This is a genomic window from Dorea sp. YH-dor226 (assembly GCF_039832105.1).
Lineage (GTDB): Bacteria > Bacillota > Clostridia > Lachnospirales > Lachnospiraceae > Dorea_A.
On record NZ_JBDOHS010000006.1, the window covers coordinates 18,914 to 38,782 of the forward strand.

Here is a 19,869-nt window from a genome sequence, read left to right on the forward strand (position 1 = left end):
CCATGATATCCTCTTCTGCAGCATCATCACTTCATGAGTTTTTGAAGTACCTTCACCAGCTCATCAATTGTCTCATCATTTCCTTCCCGGATGTCCTCCGCAACACAAGTACGAATATGATTGGACAAAAGCACTTTATTAAAACTGTTCAGTGCCGCATTCACCGCAGATACCTGTACCAGAATCTCCGGACAGTACGCATCCTTTTCCACCATCTTTTTGATTCCCCGAACCTGTCCTTCGATCCGGTTTAACCGGTGGATCAGATCTTTGTACTCCTCTTCGGAACGCACTTTTTTTCTATGACAACATTCTTTCTCTTCCATATAATACTCCCTTTCTCCGGTTTTCTCACTTCAGATCACAGCATTTTGTATACCTATACCCGGTATATGTATTATATACTTTTCTATTTCATTCGTCAATCTATACTGCATCATTTTTCTTGCGATGCACCCGGGAAATTTTCCCTTAACGAGATCCCCACACTTCTCATTCCGGAAAGATAAATTTCCAGTCACACATCGTTATTACCATCCGGATATTCCATAGCGAGAATATCAAAGTGGGCATTGCAAATAAATGATTGCTCATCTATTTTGCAACGCCCACTTAACCGACAAATTACAATTCTTCTTTTTACTCTTCTTCGATATGCTCTCTTCCCTGCGCAATGATCGTCCGCACATGATCATCTGCCAGCGAATAGAACACCGATTTCCCTTCTCTTCTGCTTTTTACCAGCTTACTCTGCTTCAGGATCCGAAGCTGGTGTGAGATTGCAGACTGCGTCATGTGGAGTACCTCTGCCAGATCGCACACGCACACTTCCGCCTCAAACAGAACAAACAAGATTCGGATTCTGGTGGAATCTCCAAACACTTTGAACAGCTCGGCCAAATCATAGAGCTCCGTCTCTTCCGGCATCGTCTCATTCACGATCTCCAGCAGATTCTCATGTACTTCAAAGGTATCACAGCATTCACAGTTTTCTTCTCGTTTTGCCATATCGTCACCTCTATTATAATTCTTTTACAAACAATGTCCGGATCGCATTCAGCACCGCAATGACCATCACTCCGACATCTGCAAAGATGGCCACCCACATATTGGCAATGCCGACCGCTCCCAGAAACAGGCAGATCAGTTTGATACCGATTGCAAAATAAATGTTCTCATACACGATACGGATACATTTTCTGGAGATGCGGATCGCTTTGGCTATCTTCTTCGGATCGTCATCCATCAGTACGATGTCTGCCGCCTCGATCGCCGCATCTGATCCCAGCGCACCCATGGCAATCCCGATGTCTGCCCTGGATAATACCGGTGCATCATTGATACCATCCCCGACAAAAGCCAGCTTCTCTTTCGCACTTTTTTGCTCCAGGAGTGCTTCTACCTTTTCCACCTTATCTGCCGGAAGCAGCTCGCTGTAGACTTCCCGGATTCCCAGTTCTTCCGCTACTCTGTCTGCAACCCGCTGACTGTCACCGGTCAGCATGACCGTTCTTGTAATGCCTGCTTTTTTCAGATCCCGAATCGCTTCCTTCGCCGTCGGCTTCAACAGATCTGAGATCAGTATGTGTCCGGCATAGCGTCCGTCCACTGCGACATGGACGATCGTTCCTGTCTCATGACATTCCTGACATTCTATCTTCAGGCTCTCCATCAGTTTCGCATTACCGGCAGCGACCGGAATTCCATCAACCCTCGCAATGACGCCGTGACCACTGATCTCTTCAATCTCCGTCACCCTGCTTCTGTCTAACGGTTTCCCGTAGGCCTTCTGCAGACTCTTACTGATCGGATGCGAAGAAGAGCACTCCGCCAGCGCCGCATACTCCAGAAGCTGTTCTTCCGGAATGGTGCTGTGGTGAATTCCGCTGACTTCAAATACACCCTGCGTCATCGTTCCCGTCTTATCAAATACCACATATCGCGTCTGTGCCAGCGCTTCCAGATAATTGGAGCCCTTGACCAGCACACCTTCCCTGCTTGCCCCGCCGATTCCGGCAAAAAAGCTCAGTGGAATACTGATGACCAGCGCACACGGACAGCTGATAACCAGGAATGTCAGTGCACGGTAGATCCAGTCGCCCCACTGTGCAGGAAGCCCGAAGGCCAGCATACGCACAAGCGGCGGCAGGACTGCCAGCGCCAGCGCTCCGTAGCAGACTGCAGGTGTATAATATCTGGCAAATTTTGAGATAAAGTTCTCGGATCTGGACTTCTTGGAACTTGCATTCTCCACCAGATCCAGAATCTTCGATACCGTTGATTCTCCAAATTCCTTTGTCGTCTGAATCTTCAGCACACCGGTCATATTGATGCATCCGCTGATCACTTCATCCCCGGCCCGCACTTCTCTTGGAAGACTTTCTCCGGTCAGTGCACTGGTATTGAGCGTCGTCGTTCCTTCCAGAATCACGCCGTCGATCGGAATCTTTTCACCCGGCTGAACCACGATCACAGAGCCGATCTCCACTTCATCCGGATCTACCTGTTCCAGGGTTCCATCCTGCTCAACATTGGCATAATCCGGGCGGATATCCATCAGATCACTGATATTTCTCCGGCTCTTTCCAACTGCACAGCTCTGAAACAGTTCTCCGATCTGGTAGAACAGCATAACAGACACGCCTTCCGCATAGTCTCCAAGGAGTATCGCTCCTACCGTTGCTACCGCCATCAGAAAATTCTCATCAAACACCTGACGGTTCAGGATTCCCTTTCCTGCCTTTTTCAGAATATCATAACCGATCACCAGATACGGGATTATATACAGGCCCCATCTCAGATATCCCGTAACCGGCACCTGCGATAATACGATCAGCAGCACCGCCGCGAGAATGATCCGTATCAGAACCTTTTTCTGCTTCCTGCTCATAGTTATCTCCTCCGGCTTCTACAGGAATATCTCGCAGTCATCTTCCACTTTTCTGCAGTTCTTAAGAACCTCTTTCATGACTGCCTTCGGATCCTGTCCTTCCTCAAATTCCACGATCATCTTAAGTGCCATAAAGTTCACGGTTGCATCCTTGACTCCGGAAGTCTTCTTCGCAGCTTCCTCCATCTTATTGGCACAGTTTGCACAATCCACATCAATCTTATACGTTTTTTTCATAGTTTCATTCCTCCATGACAGCTTTTCGTTTTATCATATGAACACTTATTCATATGTTTGTTTTTATTATACCACCACAGGTGCTACTGTCAAGAGTATTTGCATCAGATTTTACAAAAGCTGTTAAATGCATGAATACATAACAGTAGAGTAGGTTAGAGGGCTTTGCCCTCTCTCCCCTCATCAAACCGTGCATGAGGTTCTCCCTCACACGGCTTTCCGACATTCTTCTTTCTACAGCATTACGTCATGCCGTAGCCATTCTTTTTAAGCCTTTTTCATATAAGGTGCTTCTCACATATCCCACCTTTGACATATGGTTACGTCTCTGATGTTTCTTGTTGTACCATCTCGTAAAGGTACATATAATGTACCAGTCAAGTGCCTGCATCCATTTATCACTTGTCTTTGTTGTGTAATAGTTCTTCCACCCTGTTATCTTCGGATTCAGATTCTTTATTAAATCCTCTTCGCTTGCTACCAGTAGACTTCTACTATTCACGTTCGACTTTATTGCAGACTTCATCTTTTTCATTGCCTTTCGACTTGGGTACTGATAGGTCTCTTGAAAAGTGTTTCCCTGTCTCGTCTCTGTTGTCATACGCCTGTGATGCATTCCCAGGAAGTCAAAGCCTTCCTGTCCGTCCCACATACATACAATCTTCGTCTTAACAGGATGTAGTTTCAAGTCCAGTTTTCCCATGATGTACTGCAACAGTGTCAATGCATGGTTTGCACTTTTCTTGTTCTTGCAAATGATTACAGTATCATCCGCATACCTTACGAGTATTCCATGGGTACGTCCATACTTTTCCCACAGTCGGTCTAGCGTGTTCAAGTAGATATTTGCTAATAATGGCGAATTAACCGAGCCTTGGCTCGTTCCCAGTTCGCTTATTTCTAGGATGTTCCCATTGAGAATCCCTGATTTCAGCCACTGCCTTATGAGTTTTTGGATTCTTCTGTCTGAGATTCTTAACTCAATAAGCGCCATTAGCTTATCTTGATTTACGTTGTCAAAGAACTTTTCGATGTCTGCATCTACCACGTAGTAACCTTTGTTGTTGCATGCTTTTCTGACTACCTCTAGTGCCTGTTTTGCACTACGCTTCGGTCTGAATCCGTAGGAACAGTCCTTAAAGTCCGCTTCGAATACGGGCTCTATTGCTATCTTTGTAGCCATCTGCACAATTCGGTCTTTCACACATGGTATTCCAAGTGGTCTCTGACTTCCGTCTGGTTTTGGAATCATCACTCTTCGAACTGGTAGTGGTCTGTATGTTCCGCTTTTTAATTCTGTCTGTATTCCAGTTAGATATCGGTTCACTCCGCTTGCCTCTATGTCCTCTATTGTGATTCCATCTACTCCGCTAGAGCCTTGATTGGCTTTCACTCGCTTCCATGCTTCATACATGACGTCATCCCGATAGACTTTGTCATAAAGCGCATGGAATCTTCTGCTACTGCATTTCTTGGCTGTCAGATATAGTTTGTTTTGAAGTTGTCGAACTTTTTCTTTGGAGTTATTAGTCTGCATGACATTCTCTCACTCTTACCCTCTCTACAAACATGAATGAAGTAAGGAACCTTCCCATAAACTGCGTTATCTTGCACAGTCATTGTCGGTACTATGTTCCTCTCCGACTCCCTCCCATCAGAAAATACGACTTCGCCAAGCTTATACGCCTTCTTTTTACCTTTCGGTGATGGGTAGGGTCTCTCCAGTTCCGAACCACACTTTTCATACATACCGCTTCCTCTATACCGAGGGATTCCTCCGTGCTGCTTTCCAGTATCTTCACACGTTCCATGGCTTTCACCCATATGCCCAGAGTTCAGCTTCCCCTTGTTCTCTTGCCAGAGACCTTTTTAACGATACGGCAGAATTCACTTTATGTTACGGTCTGTATGATTGCTCGCTCCTCTTATTGAGGTTACTTTATCCACTCGCTTAGCACCCTGTATTACTACAACGCACTGAGTTTAGCTACACGGCTCACTGGCGATTACCGTGACCGGACTTACACCGGCAAGTGTGGTCCAGCTTCGCTGGACACACAACATACAAAAAAAAGAAGTTCTTTTAAAAAGAACTTCTTCTTGAGAGCGACAGACGGGACTCGAACCCGCGACCTCCACCTTGGCAAGGTGGCGTACTACCAACTGTACTACTATCGCATTTCTTATTTGTTTTGTGTTCCTCAGAACAATAACTACTATACTACAGAAATCTTCCTTTGTCAACAGTTTTTTTAAAAAGTTTTTTAAATCCCGAGTCCGGACGGTTTTTACACCACCGGACCCGGATCTTTATAAATATTCTTTATAAATATTTTTCTTTATTCTTCCTCCGCCACAATCTCAAGCCCAAGTTCTTCCAACTGTTTTGGATCTACCTTTGTCGGCGCTTCTGTCATCAGATCAGATGCGTCCTTTACCTTCGGGAATGCAATGACATCACGGATACTGTCCTGTTTTGCCATCAGCATTACCAGACGATCCAGTCCATAAGCAAGTCCTGCGTGAGGCGGAACTCCATACTTGAATGCTGTCAGAAGGAATCCGAACTGTTCCTGTGCCTGCTCCGGTGTAAATCCAAGCACCTCAAACATCTTGCTCTGAATCTCCGGATTAAAGATTCTCACACTTCCTCCACCGATCTCATTTCCATTTAAAGTGATATCATAAGCTTTGGCACGCACACGTCCCGGATCACTGTCGATATACTGGAGATCCTCTTCCATCGGCATGGTGAACGGATGATGCATAGCAGTGTATCTGTTCTGTTCCTCACTCCACTCAAGCAGCGGAAATTCTGTGATCCACAGGAATTTATACTCATTTTTATCCAGAAGCTCCATCTGACGCGCCAGTTCCAGACGAAGCGCTCCCAGCACATCCCATACCACTTTATTCTTGTCAGCGGCAAACAGCAGAAGATCGCCGTTCTCTCCATCCATAGCCTGAATCAGAGCCGCCATCTCTTCTTCGCTCATGAATTTTGCAAAGGAGGATTTGACGGTGCCGTCTTCCTGAATTGCAATATATGCCAGTCCTTTTGCGCCGTAATCTTTTGCAAATGATACCAGCTTGTCGATCTTCTTACGCGGCATCGCTCCCTGTCCCTTTGCATTGATTCCGCGAACCGTTCCGCCGTTTTCAATTGCACCTTTGAACACTGCGAATTCACAGCCTTTTACCACTTCTGTCACATTATGAAGTTCCATTCCAAAACGAATATCCGGTTTATCGGATCCATAACGGTCCATGGCTTCCTGCCATGTCATTCTCTGAATCGGAAGGGAAATCTCGATTCCCAGCACTTCTTTAAACAGCTTTGCAAGCAGTCTTTCATTGACATCTATGACATCGTCTACATCGACGAAGGAAAGCTCCATATCGATCTGTGTAAATTCCGGCTGACGATCCGCACGCAGGTCTTCATCACGGAAGCACTTTGCGATCTGGAAATACCGGTCATATCCGGAACACATTAATAACTGCTTAAACAGCTGCGGAGACTGCGGCAATGCGTAAAAATGTCCCTGATGCACACGGCTTGGCACCAGATAATCTCTTGCTCCTTCCGGTGTACTTCCGATCAGTACCGGTGTCTCAATCTCCAGAAATCCTTCCTCTGCCAGGAACTGACGTGTCAGTGTCGCCACCTGGCTTCTCATCATCAGATTCCGCTGAAGATCCGGTCTGCGAAGATCCAGATATCTGTATTTCAGTCGAATCTCTTCTTTGGTCTTGGAATTTTCTTCAATCGGGAACGGAGGTGTCTCGGACTCTGATAATACTCTCAGTTCTTCCGGGATCACTTCGATCTCTCCGGTTGCCAGATTCTCATTCACGGCACCGGAACGCTTTTCAACAGTTCCCACAACAGCTACCACAAACTCCGCACGAAGCTTTGCAGCCTTTTCAATCAGCGCTGCCTCTGACTTTCCTTCCTCAAACACGACCTGAATGATTCCGGAGCGGTCTCTGACATCTACAAATACCAGACCGCCTTTATTACGATTTTTCTGTACCCAGCCCATAATGGTGACTTTTTCGCCTACATTTGCACTGGACAGTTCCCCACATCTGTGTGTTCTCTTTAATCCCTGCATTGACTCTGCCATGTCACTTATCTCCTCTTAATATTCTCAGAATTCAGGAATCCTGATTATTTACAGTTCTGCCACTGAATCAGCATAACAATCTACGATCTCCTCATATCCGTCTGCCATCAGCTGTTCCTTCTGAAACTTTTTGTTTTTCTTCATATTTACAATGAGTACCTGCTTTCCTTCCTCACGGTCTGCCTTTGCCATGCCAAGTACCTTCAGCATGCCTTCCTTCGGCATCTTCTTCTCAAGAAGGTACGCTTTTTTCGTCTTTACGCTCGGCACTTCATAGCCATTTTCCAGAAGAAGCATTACAATTCTCTCAAATCCGATGGAGAATCCACAGGCAGGTGTATCCTGTCCGGTAAACTTGCCGATCATCTTGTCGTAACGGCCGCCTCCGGCAACAGATCCGCCAAAATCATCCATTGTCACTTCAAAGATCGTTCCGGTATAATAAGACTGACCTCTGACCAGCGTCGGATCAAACTTGATCGTGAATTCACACTCTTTTGCTGCTTCCACACTGGAAATAATCATTTCCATTCCATCTGCTGTCTCATCACTCAGGAAATCTCCCAGCTTGTCTTTTAAATAGCGGATTCCGGACACATCCGGAGCCACTTCATCAAAGAGATTCAGATAGGTCTCTACATTCTCTTTTGCATATCCCATCTCTTCCAGCTCTGCGGCAACCCCTTCTGCTCCAATCTTATCCATCTTATCCAGAATGATGAACACCTCGTCATAATCTTCTGCTTTAAACCCACTGTAGGCAGCCATCGCTTTCAGGATATTGCGGTCATTGATACATACTGTAAAGTTCTGAAAATTCAGCTTGCCGAGCATTGCAGTCGTCGCCAGGATCAGTTCAATCTCCGCAAGATTGGATGGTTCTCCGAGAATATCGATATCACACTGCATAAACTGACGGAAGCGCCCTTTCTGCGGACGATCTGCACGCCATACATTTCCAATCTGGAGTGCCTTAAACGGAGAAGGCAGCTCATTAGAGTGATTTGCATAATATCTCGCAAGCGGAACGGTCAGATCGTAACGAAGTCCTCCGTCCACTACATCATTTTCCTCTTTTGCTTCCTGTATCTTCAGCTTTTCTCCTCTTTTCAGAATCTTGAAGATCAGTTTTTCATTGTCGCCTCCCTGCTTGCTGCACAGATTCTCAATATGCTCTACACAGGGAGTTTCCATGGACGAAAATCCATACGTTTTGTAAGTATCCTTGATCAGCTGGATCACATAATCACGGATCTCCATCTCACGGGGAAGCATGTCTTTCATGCCGGTAACCGGCTTTTTCTTTAATGCCATAACCATTCTCCTTTACGTTCTATCATCTCATCGATACGGGCAATGTAGGCATCGATCGCTTTTACATTTTCTACCCGGATCAGACGTGTTGTCTTCTTTTTCTTACTGCCAGGCACCGGAACCGGATCCTTCAGCACCAGCTTGGTCGAAGCTCCCGCTCCCGCGGCAATAATGGATTGTTTTTCCTCCATAATTAGTATATTGTATATTCCCGCTTTGTCAACCTTTGCATAACCAACATTTTCGAAATTTCCGGCAATATTTTTCTGGCGATACAGATAATACGGGTATAATTCCATCTTTTTTGCAGCTTTCTGAGCTGCTTCGATCATACCGGAAAGTGTCTCGTTCATCTGTCCGGCATCTGCACTCAGATCCTTCATCTCCATCCTGGCCGCCCGTTTGATTGCCAGTGAATGTACCGTCAGACTGTCCGGATGAAGCGCAGTGATCTGTTCCAGTGTATCTTCCATATCCCGGATATCTTCTCCCGGAAGCCCTGCAATGATATCCATATTGATATTGTCAAATCCCACATTTCTTGCCAGCGCATAAGCTTCCCTGATCTGCTCCACTGTATGCTTCCTTCCGATCGCATCCAGCGTTTTCTGCTGCATACTCTGTGGATTGATCGAAATCCTTGTGACCTGATGCCTTTTAATGACCTGCAGCTTCTCTTCCGTAATACTGTCCGGGCGCCCGGCCTCTACCGTATACTCCAGAAGATATTCTCTGGAAAAATTCGTATCGATGCAGGAAAGGAGACGTTCCAGCTGATCTGCATTAAGCGTTGTAGGCGTTCCTCCCCCGATGTATATGGTATTGAGTTTTTTCTCTCTGGAACGTTCTGCAATAAAACGAAGTTCTCTGCAGAGAGCCTCCAGATAATCCTCTACTCGATGCTTCCATGCCTCCAGGGATCCGGAACTGAAGGAACAGTACGTACACACCGTCGGACAGAACGGAATTCCCACATACAGACTGTACCCTTCTTCATAATCCAGACGGTCCAGAAGCTGTTTCTCCCGGTTTGCAATCTCCCATGCAAGATAAGCCTTGTCTTTTCGCACCCGGAATTCCTCTGTAAACCAGGGAATAAAATCTTCTTCCTTTCTGCCCGTTTCCAGCTCCTGCATCGCAATCTTGGTTGGTCTGACTCCGGTCAGGATCCCCCATGCAAGTTCCCGTCCGGTTTTTTCTTTCAGCAGATCATACAGCTGAATATCAATCTGGTATTTTTTTTCTCTTTCATCCGCCGTGGCACAGATCTGCTCTTCTTTGATCTGCAGCACCTCTTCTTCCTGCTCCTTAGGAAGCTTTACCGTTACATAATTAGAGGCTTTTTCCTCCGTCTGACAGGATATCTCCTCAGACGGAAAAAAAGCCTTCATCATATGATACGTATTATAAGTATAAGCTTCACTTTTACATATAATCTGAATCATCTTTCTTCTCCATTCTGACAGTCAGGCAAGCACTTCGTACTCCCTATACGTAAGGATTATGAGTCTTTTCATAACCAATCGTGGTCTCTCCCATATGTCCCGGATACACATGTGTCTCTTCCGGCAGCACCAGAAGCTTATCACGCACAGAATGGATCAGGTCAGAAGTACTGCTGTTCGGAAAGTCCGTACGTCCGACAGACATCTGGAACAGCGTATCTCCGCTGAAAAGTACATTTTCCTCTGCTATATAATAACAGCAGCCCCCTTTGGTATGTCCCGGAGTATGAATCACCTGAAATCTGTAACCGGCAATTGGAAGCGTCTGTCCTCCTCTGATATACTGCGCCCCGGAAAATGTATATCCTGCCGTATAAGTGGCAGACTGATTCAGTCTGGGATCATTCATCGCGTCCTCATCATCCTCGTGCACATAAACAGGAACATGGAATTCCTTCAGAAACTTGTCAATCCCCATCATATGATCAAAATGTCCGTGCGTAAGAAGGATTGCTTCAATCTGATACCCTTCTTCTTTTATGTGATTCATCAGATACTTCGGACAATCCGCCGGATCAATGACAACGGTCTGTCTGGTCTCTTCATTTACCACCAGATAACAGTTGGTACTGATAATTCCTGTAACAAATCTCTCAATCTTCATATCCGTTTTAACCTGTCGTCCTTTCTATTTCTATAATACCTTCAATCTGCTGAAGCTTCTTGATCACTCTGGATAATTCTTCTCTTCCGTGAACGATAAATCCGGTTTCAATGGTTGCCGTTCCCTGCTTGCTGGTTCGGACATTCATGGATTTGACATCAACATCTTCAGCTGTAAAGATCTTGGAGATCTCCATCAGCATTCCCTGTCTGTCATATGCATACATCTTAATCTCTGCCAGATACTGACCCACATTCTGATCTGCCACATCATTTTCCCACTCAATCTCGATCAGGCGCGCACGTTCAGCCTCTGTCAGATGGATCATATTCACGCAGTCTGTACGATGAATGGACAGACCTCTTCCTCTGGTCACAAATCCCACGATCTCATCTCCCGGAACCGGACTGCAGCATCTGGAAAAACGGACTGCCATATCATCAATTCCTTTTACGACAATACCACTCTTTGACTTGGCAATGTGTACCTTATTTCTGGCTGCCTCTGCTACTCTCTCCAGCACAACTTCATTCGTAAGCTCCTGCTTATGTTCCTTGCTGTACTCTTCCATCAGGCGGTTTACAACCTGGCCCTCCTTCAGACCTCCATGTCCGATGGCCGCCAGTACAGATTCCCAGTCCTTAAATCCATACTTTCTCTGGACAACCTCCTGATACTTCGGATTCGTAATATTTCCCGGATTGATTGCTTTCGCCTTACAGTAGGCAGCAATCATCTCTTTTCCTTTTATGATGTTGTCTTCCTTAAATTCCTTCTTAAACCACTGGTTGATCTTATTCTTTGCCTGCGTGCTCTTTACGATATTCAGCCAGTCACGGCTTGGTCCCTTGGAATTCTGGGAAGTCAGAATCTCAATTCTGTCTCCGTTCTGGATCTTATAATCAATATTCACCAGCTTGCCGTTGACTCTGGCACCAACCATCTTGTTGCCGACCGCACTGTGAATCGCGTATGCAAAGTCAATCGGTGTCGATCCGTTCGGAAGATTCTTAACATCCCCCTGTGGGGTGAAGCAATAGACGTCTTCCGCAAACAGGTCCAGATCTCCTTTGATCAGGTTCAGGAATTCCCTGTTGTCTGACATATCCCTCTGCCATTCCAGAATCTGACGAAGCCAGCTTAACTTTTCTTCTTCCTGTGCCTCAACACTCTTCTTGCCATCATTGGACTCTTTGTATTTCCAGTGCGCCGCAATACCATATTCTGCCGTCTTATGCATTTCCTGCGTACGAATCTGGATCTCAAACGGCTGTCCCACCGAACTCATCAGTGTTGTATGAAGAGACTGATACATATTCGGCTTCGGCATGGCAATATAATCCTTGAATCTTCCCGGAATCGGCGTATACATCTCGTGGATCACACCCAGAGCCGCATAGCAGTCTTTGACAGAATCCACGATGATCCGCACGGCAAACAGATCATAGATCTGATCCACCGTTTTGTCCTGATTGACCATCTTCTTATAGATACTGAAGAAATGCTTGACACGCCCATTCACATCTGCTTTGATATTGGCATTTTTCATGTGTGTTGACACTTCTTCAACAATCTGCTGAACAAACTCTTCCCGCTCCGTCTTTCTTGCATTGATCTGATTGACCAGATCAAAGAACACTTCCGGCTGAGAATACTTCAGTGCAAGATCATCCAGCTCCGTCTTGATCTTGGATATACCAAGCCTCTGTGCGATCGGCGCATAGATATCCATCGTCTCTTTCGCCTTTTCCTTCTGCTTTGCAGGCGTCATAAACTGCAGCGTACGCATATTGTGCAGACGGTCTGCAAGCTTGATAATGATGACTCGAATATCCTTTGCCATCGCAAGAAACATCTTTCTTAAGTTTTCTGCCTGTACATCTAATTTATCGGAAGAATATGACAATCTTCCCAGTTTGGTAACGCCGTCCACAAGCAGCGCCACCTCTTCTCCAAATTCCCTCTTTATCTCCTCTTCAGTAACCTCTGTATCTTCCACCACGTCATGAAGCATGCCTGACGCAATCGTCTCTTTGTCCATCTCAAGATCTGCCAGAATGATCGCAACCCAGAGCGGATGTACAATATATGGCTCTCCGGACTTTCTTCTCTGATCTCCGTGAGCCTGGGAAGCCAGCTCATACGCTTTCTCAATCATTGTAACATCGGTCGATGGATGATACTTACGGATACGGGCAATTAACATGTCATACAGACGATCTGGATTCTCGTAATCATTCTTATCTTTTACTGCATGACCATCCACAACTTCAAGCCCCTTTGCATTGTCTTCCGTCAGCGCCTCCGGTGCAATACGGTCATCCAGCGATTCATAAGTTGTTACCTTTGACATATTAATGCCTCCTTCCCTTCTAGATTTCCTTTTCTTTTATTTTCCCGGATAGATGATCACAGAATCCACATCATATCCCTGAAGTCTTTCTCTTCCCTTTAATCCTGCAAGTTCCATGAGGAAAACAGTTTTTACAACCTCTCCTCCCAGTCCTTCGATCAGCTTCACCATAGCCTCGTTGGTTCCGCCTGTAGCGATCAGGTCATCAATGATAACAACCTTCTGTCCCGGCTTGATCGCGTCACGGTGCATCTCAATCTCCGCCGTACCATATTCCAGTTCATATCGAATTGAAACCGTTTCACACGGAAGTTTTCCTTTTTTTCTGATTGGTATAAATGGTTTGTGCAGATTGTACGCGATCGGAACTCCAAAAATGAATCCTCTGGATTCCGGTCCGACGATCACATCAAAGTCGACATCCTTAAGCTTCTCCTGCATCAGATCAATGGCAAGTGCCAGTCCGTCGGCATCCTGCAGAACGCTGGTTACATCTCTGAATATAATTCCCGGTTCAGGAAAATCCGGAATACTTCTCACATATTCTTCTATCGGTTTCATGACAATCTCTCCATTCTATTAAAATACTTATTTAGTATAGCATTACTTCCTGTAATTTTCAAATTATTCTGCATAATTCTACACGTTTATCGATAATGTGTAATGACAATCTGCGGTGTGATTCTTCCGCGATATTCATTGATATCCGGGTAAAATGTTACTGATACAGACATTCCGCCATCTTTTCCATTTAAAAATGAATGTACAGCAGGCTTCCCATACTTCTGTTCCAGATATTCCAAAAACTCTTCCACACCACGAAACAAAAGTGCCTCCATTGTCGTATGGGTTGTATCTCTTACCTGCATCTTCAGAACGTTTTTGTTTCTGCCCAGAATCCGTCCGCTTAGAAGCTCTACATTTCTTGCCGCAAAAACCGGCTTTGTATTCCCTTTTCCAAACGGTTCCAGAAGCGACAGTTCCTGTACCAGAGATTCACTGACACAGGAAAAGGGAAGTTCCATATCGATCGTTACTTTTTCCATCAGATCTTCCGGTGTCATGACACAATTTTCATTCAACATAAGACGAAGCTTCTCTACATTATTTCTTTCCAGTGATATCCCGGCTGCCAGCTTATGTCCCCCGAATCTTAACAATAATTCTTTACATCTGCTCAGTTCCTCATACATATTGTATGCATCAATCGATCTGCCTGAACCTTTGACTGCACACTCCGAATCTGTAAGAACAAGTACCGGACGATAATAGGTTTCTCTGATTCTGCCGGCTACAATTCCCGCAAGGCTCTCATGACAATCCGGGAGATAGATGACCAGCACTCGATCCGCAAGCATCCCGGTTGCCTCCACCTGATGCTTTGCCTTTTCTACCGCCACATCCGTCAGATCTTTTCTGCTGTCATTCAGCGCTTTCAGATCTCCCGCAAGAATATCCGCTTCCTTTTTTCCCGCTGCACGCAGAAGCCTAAGTGTTCTCTTCGCCGTGTCCAGCCGCCCGCCGGCATTCATGCACGGTCCCAACACGAAACCGATATGATAGGCATTCAGTCGTTCTTTTTCCACACCAGTACATTCGATCAGCGCATTCAGCCCGTAGCTGTGTGTTCGCCGCAGCATCTGAAGACCTTCTTTTACAAAGATCCGGTTCTCATCCTCCAGATCCATCACATCTCCGACTGTAGCAATCGCCACATTCTCAATCAGGTAATCCAGATCACTGGCATCCGCCCCCATAGCCTCTGTCAATGCTTCCACTACTTTATAGGCAATAGCGGCGCCACACAGACCTTTGTATGGATACGCACATCCCGGCTGCTTTGGATCGATCACCGCGTCAGCCGGAGGAAGGAGATATGTCTTTTGTCCATCTTCTTCCGTATACGGAACCTCGTGATGATCCGTCACGATAATCGTCATCCCGAGATGTTTTCCATAAGCAATCTCTTCTGCCGCCGCAATTCCATTGTCACAGGTAACCAGTGTATCAATTCCATCCCGATATGCCCGCTCGATCAGATCCACATTCAGTCCATATCCATCTGTGATGCGGTCCGGAATATCGCTGTCTGCAACAGCGCCTGCTTTTTCCAGTCCTTCGAGGAGAATATACGTTGCATTTACCCCATCGATATCATAATCGCCAATAATGCGGATCCGTTTTCCATCTGCAATTTTTTCCCGCAGAATATCAATCGCTTTTCCCATATCTTTCATCAGCATACCGTCGTACAGATCCACGATCGTACCGTTCAGATAACGTTCTATGGATGCATCTCCAATGACATCTCTGTTACGGATCAGGCATGCGAGTCTTGGACTGATTCCGTATTTTTTCCCGATTCCTGCAAAATCCGCACCTTTCCTCAGAAGTGTCCAACGTTCCATTCTTTTCTCTCCCTGTATCGAAAAAGCAGCCGTGCCTCATAAGTAGTCACAGCCGCTTTCTTTCCTTTTATTTTTTATTCTTACTTTTTATTATTTCCTTTTGCAGCCGGCTTCTTACCGATCTTTACCTTCATTACATACCACAGCGCACCTGTAATACATACAGAAGAATATCCGCCGCATATGATACCTGCCATCAGAGGAGCTGCAAATTCACGAATAGAACTTACTCCCATGATAAACAGTACCGCTACCATGACAAATGTTGTCAGTGAAGTATAGATACTTCTTGTAAGGGTCTGAGTAATACTCTTATTCACCACATCTGCAAGATCTGTTGTCTTCGTCTGGTAATGAAGTTCCTCACGGATACGGTCAAAGATAACGATGGTTGCATTGATAGAGTAACCAACGATCGTCAGCATACAAGCAATAAATGTATTACCAACTGAGATTCTCGTCACTGCATAGAATGCCAGTACCACCAGTACATCATGCAGCAATGCTGTTACTGCACTCGTTGCAAAGCGCACATCTTTGAAACGGAACCAGATATACAGAAGCATGAAGATCGTTGCTATGATCACTGCAACAACTGCGTCCTGACGCATCTCATTGCTGATCGTAGAACTGATATTCTCTGCTGTTATCGTAGATTCATCTACCCCAAAGTTCTCTGCCAGTGCCTGATTCAGTGCTTCACGCTGATCCAGCTCCAGTGTCACTGTTTTGATGATCACCTGGTTGGAACCGGCCACCTTCTGTGTCTGTACATTATGATCTCCTGTTACTTCTTCTACCACAGGAACGATCTCCTGATCGATCTCATCAATTGTATAATCTTTATCAAATTCTACCGTTGTAGAGGTACCGCCCTTGAAGTCCAGACCATAAGCAAGTGCTCCGTTTCCTTTGGAGGAATTCACACCCATCACTACAAATCCGATCAGAATGACCGCCAGTGATACTGCAAAAAATACATGTTTCTTTCCAAGGAAATTGATCGGTGTTCTTTCTTTTTTCGGACGATAATACAGTTTTTCACTCTTAAAGCCGATTCCATAGAACGCAAATACGATCAGACGTGTGATCACCAGTGCAGTGAACATGGATACGATAATACCGATTGCCAGTGTCTGTGCAAATCCTTTTACCGTACCGGAACCCTTGAACCAGAGCACTGCTGCCGCGATCAGGGTCGTAACATTACCGTCAACGATCGCAGACATTGCTTTCTGGAAACCTGTCTTCAGAGAATTCTTGACACTCTTTCCTTTTGTCATCTCTTCACGTACACGCGCAAAGATGATAACGTTCGCATCAACCGCCATACCGATACTCAAGATGATACCTGCAATACCCGGAAGTGTCAGCGTGATATTAAATGCATTCAATATTAGTAACACAATCTCTGTATAAATAATCAGGGCAAGGCTGGATGCCAGACCCGGAAGGTAATATACCCAGATCATAAACAGGAATATGATGATCAGACCGATCACACCTGCTTTCAAGCTGGTGCTGACTGCCTGTTCGCCAAGCTGTGCTCCGACTACGTTGGAACGAAGCTCTTCCAGTTCCAGCTTCAGACCACCGATACGGATCGTAGAAGCCAGATTATCCGCCTCTTCATAAGTAAAATCTCCGGTAATATAAGCCTGTCCGCCGGTAATCGCCTGCTGTACGACCGGACTGCTGATGACTTCGCCGTCATAGATAATGGAAATCTGATTTCCGACATTCGCTTCTGTCGCCTCTGCAAACTTTTCTGTTCCCTCTTCATTCAGATTCAGTTCTACAGAATATTCCTTATTTCCCATATCGTCCTCACCGGCTTTTGCTGACGCACTCTTTACGTCAGAACCGGTAAGCACCGTCTCTCCGTCCTGTGTCTGGAATTCCAGAGATCCCGGTTTTCCAAGTTCATCCAGAATCGCATTGGCATCTGTTACACCCGGTATCTCAATATTGATACGGTCTTTTCCTTCCTGATACACGCTGGACTCATTGCTGTACTGTTCCACACGCTTCTGGAGCTTGTAGATCGTATCACTCATCTCTTCATCCGTCGGATTGTCATCCTTTACCTGGTAAGTGATGCTGACACCACCTGCCAGATCCAGTCCCAGTTTGATATTTTTCATCGCACCGGTTCCTGTTTTACCGAATCCCACCAGAACTGCAAATCCCATGAGCGCAATCAGGATTCCAGCCAGGACAAGACTCAGTATGCTCTTTCCTTTTTTCATCTTTTACTTCCTTTCTGCCTTTATGATTGGTATTATTACTCTGCAAGCGCAGCCTTTATCATAATCGCACATTCCACACGCTTCCGCTGCATTTCACAGCCGATCTCATATGTATCGTGGATCGTTCCATGGAAATTATAGGAATTGGCCATACATCCTCCACTGCAATAGAACTTGGCAAAACAGTTCTTACAGTTCTCTTTGGAGTATACGTTACAGCTTCTGAAATCGTCCGCGATCTCAGGTCTTACAATCCCGTCATCTACATTTCCCATCAGGAAATCCTCCTGCCCAACAAACTGATGGCACGGATACAGATCTCCCCATGGGGTCACTGCCAGATACTCTGTTCCGGAACCACAACCGGACAGTCTCTTGGCAACACAAGGCCCACCGTTTAAGTCTATCATAAAATGAAAGAAATTAAAACCTTTTCCTTCTTTTTCACGCTCAATCATGATCTTTGCAAGCTTGTCATACTCTTCCATGATCTGCGGCAGATCTTCCTTTCGAATTGCATACGGATCACTTTCTTCTCCGACTACCGGTTCGATGGACATCTGTTTGAATCCAAGATCTGCAAAATGCAGGATGTCATTGGAAAAATCCAGGTTATTTCTGGTAAATGTTCCGCGGATGTAATACTTCTCCTGATTGCGGCTGTCCGCCAGTTTCTGAAACTTCGGAACGATCAGTTCATAGCTTCCTTTTCCATTTCGGAACGGACGCATCTGATCATTGATTTCTTTTCTTCCGTCAAGACTTAAGACAACATTATCCATCTCTTTATTGATAAATTCCTGAATCTCATCATTCAGAAGTACGCCGTTCGTCGTAACCGTGAAACGGAAGTGCTTATCATGAATCTTTTCCTGCTCTCTTCCGTATGCCACCAGGTCTTTGACCACCTGCCAGTTCATCAGAGGCTCTCCTCCAAAGAAATCCACTTCCAGATTATGCCGGTTACCGGAATTCGCGATCAGAAAGTCCAGCGCTTTCTTTCCGACTTCGTAGCTCATCAGCGCACGTCTTCCATGGTACTCGCCTTCCTCCGCAAAACAGTACTTACATGCAAGATTACAGTCATGGGCAATATGGAGACAGAGTGCTTTTACAACCGTTTTCCTCTGTTTCACAATATCAACCATACATTCATATGTATCTTTTACAAACAGCTGTCCGCCTTCTGTCAGTTCGATCACATCTGCCAGTGCATCCCGGATCTCATCCGCTTCATAGGTCTGTCCCAGTTCTGCATTCAGCTTTTTCAGTACTTCCGGCTGCTTCAAAGATTCTGCCGTCGGTTCCTCCTCCGGCGCGTATAACTTCTCTATCACGTCATAGCATACATCATCTACTACATGGACAGATCCACTGTAGACATCCATGACAATATTATATCCATTATTACGATACTGGTGTATCAAGGCTATTGTTCTCCCTTCTATAAATCCATGGACAACAAGAAACAGCGACCCATAAGACCGCTGTCCCGAGTATTCCATATGGTTTTAAATTATTTGTTGTGTTCGCAAGTCTGGTTTCCTACTGTACAGGAAGTCTTACATGCTGACTGGCAAGATGTCTGACATTCGCCGCATCCGCTCTTTTTCAGATTGCTGTTCATGGGTTTGTTCAATGATTTCACATGTTTCATGACCGTATCCCTCCTTACCTTTGCTTAACTTATGCTATTATAACATCTTGGTAATATTTTCGCAATCCTTTTATATTGCCTGTGAAATATTTATGTTTTGTAAAACCTCCCTCTGTTTCAGGATATCATTCCTCCGATCATACCGCCTCCTGCACAGAGGATCAGAGTCGTCACCATGCCGGTTCCGTTTCCTTTCAGTGTATGATATACCCCGAGCGTAATCAGAAGCAGCAGGGCAAAATAACCGATCCCTATCCCCAGTCCCCAGATGAATCTCCTGGTTCTGGCAAGCTTGCCGATCACGATTCCGCCAATCAGTGTCGATACCACATAGATAGCAGTAATGGCCGCCCGAACGATCCCCTCATTTAATTCCAGTTTATACAAAGCCATTGCAAGCACGAGCAGCAGTATTCCTGTAATCACATAGGCAACCAGAAGCGACTTGAGCACCCACATCACTTTGGAATCTTTTTGCATTCTTCTATTCATCCCATCCCTCCTTGTCTATCACAGGTTATG

General features: G+C 45.5%; 17 protein-coding genes and 1 tRNA gene. All 18 read right to left on the minus strand.

Annotation, left to right across the window (positions count from 1 at the left end; translation table 11 throughout):
• Positions 1–26: 26 nt before the first annotated feature.
• The gene (locus ABE547_RS06690) at positions 27–326 is read right to left on the minus strand and encodes a metal-sensing transcriptional repressor (RefSeq protein ID WP_347378042.1); all 300 of its coding nucleotides are present in this window, start codon (positions 324–326) and stop codon (positions 27–29) included.
• 313 nt (positions 327–639) lie between these two features.
• Entirely contained in the window at positions 640–1,008 is a 369-nt protein-coding gene (locus ABE547_RS06695) for a metalloregulator ArsR/SmtB family transcription factor (RefSeq protein ID WP_347378043.1), read from the minus strand.
• 13 nt (positions 1,009–1,021) lie between these two features.
• Entirely contained in the window at positions 1,022–2,890 is a 1,869-nt protein-coding gene (locus ABE547_RS06700; protein WP_347378044.1) for a heavy metal translocating P-type ATPase, read from the minus strand.
• Between the two features lie 18 nt (positions 2,891–2,908).
• Positions 2,909–3,127, minus strand: a complete 219-nt coding sequence (locus tag ABE547_RS06705) for a cation transporter (protein ID WP_235248611.1) — start codon at positions 3,125–3,127, stop codon at positions 2,909–2,911.
• Positions 3,128–3,374: 247 nt separating this feature from the next.
• Positions 3,375–4,541 (minus strand): group II intron reverse transcriptase/maturase, encoded by a 1,167-nt coding sequence (gene ltrA, locus ABE547_RS06710; protein ID WP_347378045.1) that lies wholly within the window; start codon positions 4,539–4,541, stop codon positions 3,375–3,377.
• Positions 4,542–4,606: 65 nt separating this feature from the next.
• Complete coding sequence (locus tag ABE547_RS06715) at positions 4,607–4,876, minus strand: hypothetical protein (RefSeq protein ID WP_235251289.1); 270 nt, start codon at positions 4,874–4,876, stop codon at positions 4,607–4,609.
• A 356-nt stretch (positions 4,877–5,232) separates the two neighbouring features.
• Positions 5,233–5,305, minus strand: a tRNA-Gly gene (locus ABE547_RS06720).
• 161 nt (positions 5,306–5,466) lie between these two features.
• Positions 5,467–7,257, minus strand: coding sequence for an aspartate--tRNA ligase (gene aspS / locus ABE547_RS06725; RefSeq protein ID WP_347378046.1), 1,791 nt, complete (start codon positions 7,255–7,257; stop codon positions 5,467–5,469).
• A gap of 48 nt (positions 7,258–7,305) precedes the next feature.
• Positions 7,306–8,577: a histidine--tRNA ligase gene (gene hisS / locus ABE547_RS06730; protein ID WP_347378047.1), complete on the minus strand. Its 1,272-nt coding sequence runs from the start codon at positions 8,575–8,577 to the stop codon at positions 7,306–7,308.
• A complete protein-coding gene (hemZ, locus tag ABE547_RS06735; RefSeq protein ID WP_347378048.1) occupies positions 8,562–10,016 on the minus strand; it encodes a coproporphyrinogen dehydrogenase HemZ in 1,455 nt (484 codons plus the stop codon). The genes hisS and hemZ overlap by 16 nt, the downstream gene beginning before the upstream one ends.
• A 43-nt stretch (positions 10,017–10,059) precedes the next feature.
• Positions 10,060–10,680: an MBL fold metallo-hydrolase gene (locus tag ABE547_RS06740; protein ID WP_347378049.1), complete on the minus strand. Its 621-nt coding sequence runs from the start codon at positions 10,678–10,680 to the stop codon at positions 10,060–10,062.
• A gap of 7 nt (positions 10,681–10,687) precedes the next feature.
• Entirely contained in the window at positions 10,688–13,033 is a 2,346-nt protein-coding gene (locus ABE547_RS06745) for a bifunctional (p)ppGpp synthetase/guanosine-3',5'-bis(diphosphate) 3'-pyrophosphohydrolase (protein ID WP_347378050.1), read from the minus strand.
• Positions 13,034–13,069: 36 nt separating this feature from the next.
• Positions 13,070–13,594, minus strand: coding sequence for an adenine phosphoribosyltransferase (locus tag ABE547_RS06750; RefSeq protein ID WP_235248002.1), 525 nt, complete (start codon positions 13,592–13,594; stop codon positions 13,070–13,072).
• A gap of 86 nt (positions 13,595–13,680) precedes the next feature.
• Positions 13,681–15,441: a single-stranded-DNA-specific exonuclease RecJ gene (recJ, locus tag ABE547_RS06755; protein WP_347378051.1), complete on the minus strand. Its 1,761-nt coding sequence runs from the start codon at positions 15,439–15,441 to the stop codon at positions 13,681–13,683.
• A gap of 80 nt (positions 15,442–15,521) precedes the next feature.
• Positions 15,522–17,690, minus strand: coding sequence for a protein translocase subunit SecD (gene secD, locus ABE547_RS06760; RefSeq protein ID WP_347378052.1), 2,169 nt, complete (start codon positions 17,688–17,690; stop codon positions 15,522–15,524).
• A gap of 35 nt (positions 17,691–17,725) precedes the next feature.
• Complete coding sequence (gene scfB, locus ABE547_RS06765) at positions 17,726–19,117, minus strand: thioether cross-link-forming SCIFF peptide maturase (protein WP_347378053.1); 1,392 nt, start codon at positions 19,115–19,117, stop codon at positions 17,726–17,728.
• 89 nt (positions 19,118–19,206) lie between these two features.
• Complete coding sequence (gene scfA, locus ABE547_RS06770) at positions 19,207–19,347, minus strand: six-cysteine ranthipeptide SCIFF (protein ID WP_235248007.1); 141 nt, start codon at positions 19,345–19,347, stop codon at positions 19,207–19,209.
• Between the two features lie 117 nt (positions 19,348–19,464).
• Positions 19,465–19,839 carry a TIGR04086 family membrane protein gene (locus ABE547_RS06775; protein WP_347378054.1) on the minus strand — a complete coding sequence of 125 codons (375 nt, stop codon included), beginning with the start codon at positions 19,837–19,839 and terminating at the stop codon, positions 19,465–19,467.
• Positions 19,840–19,869: the final 30 nt, after the last annotated feature.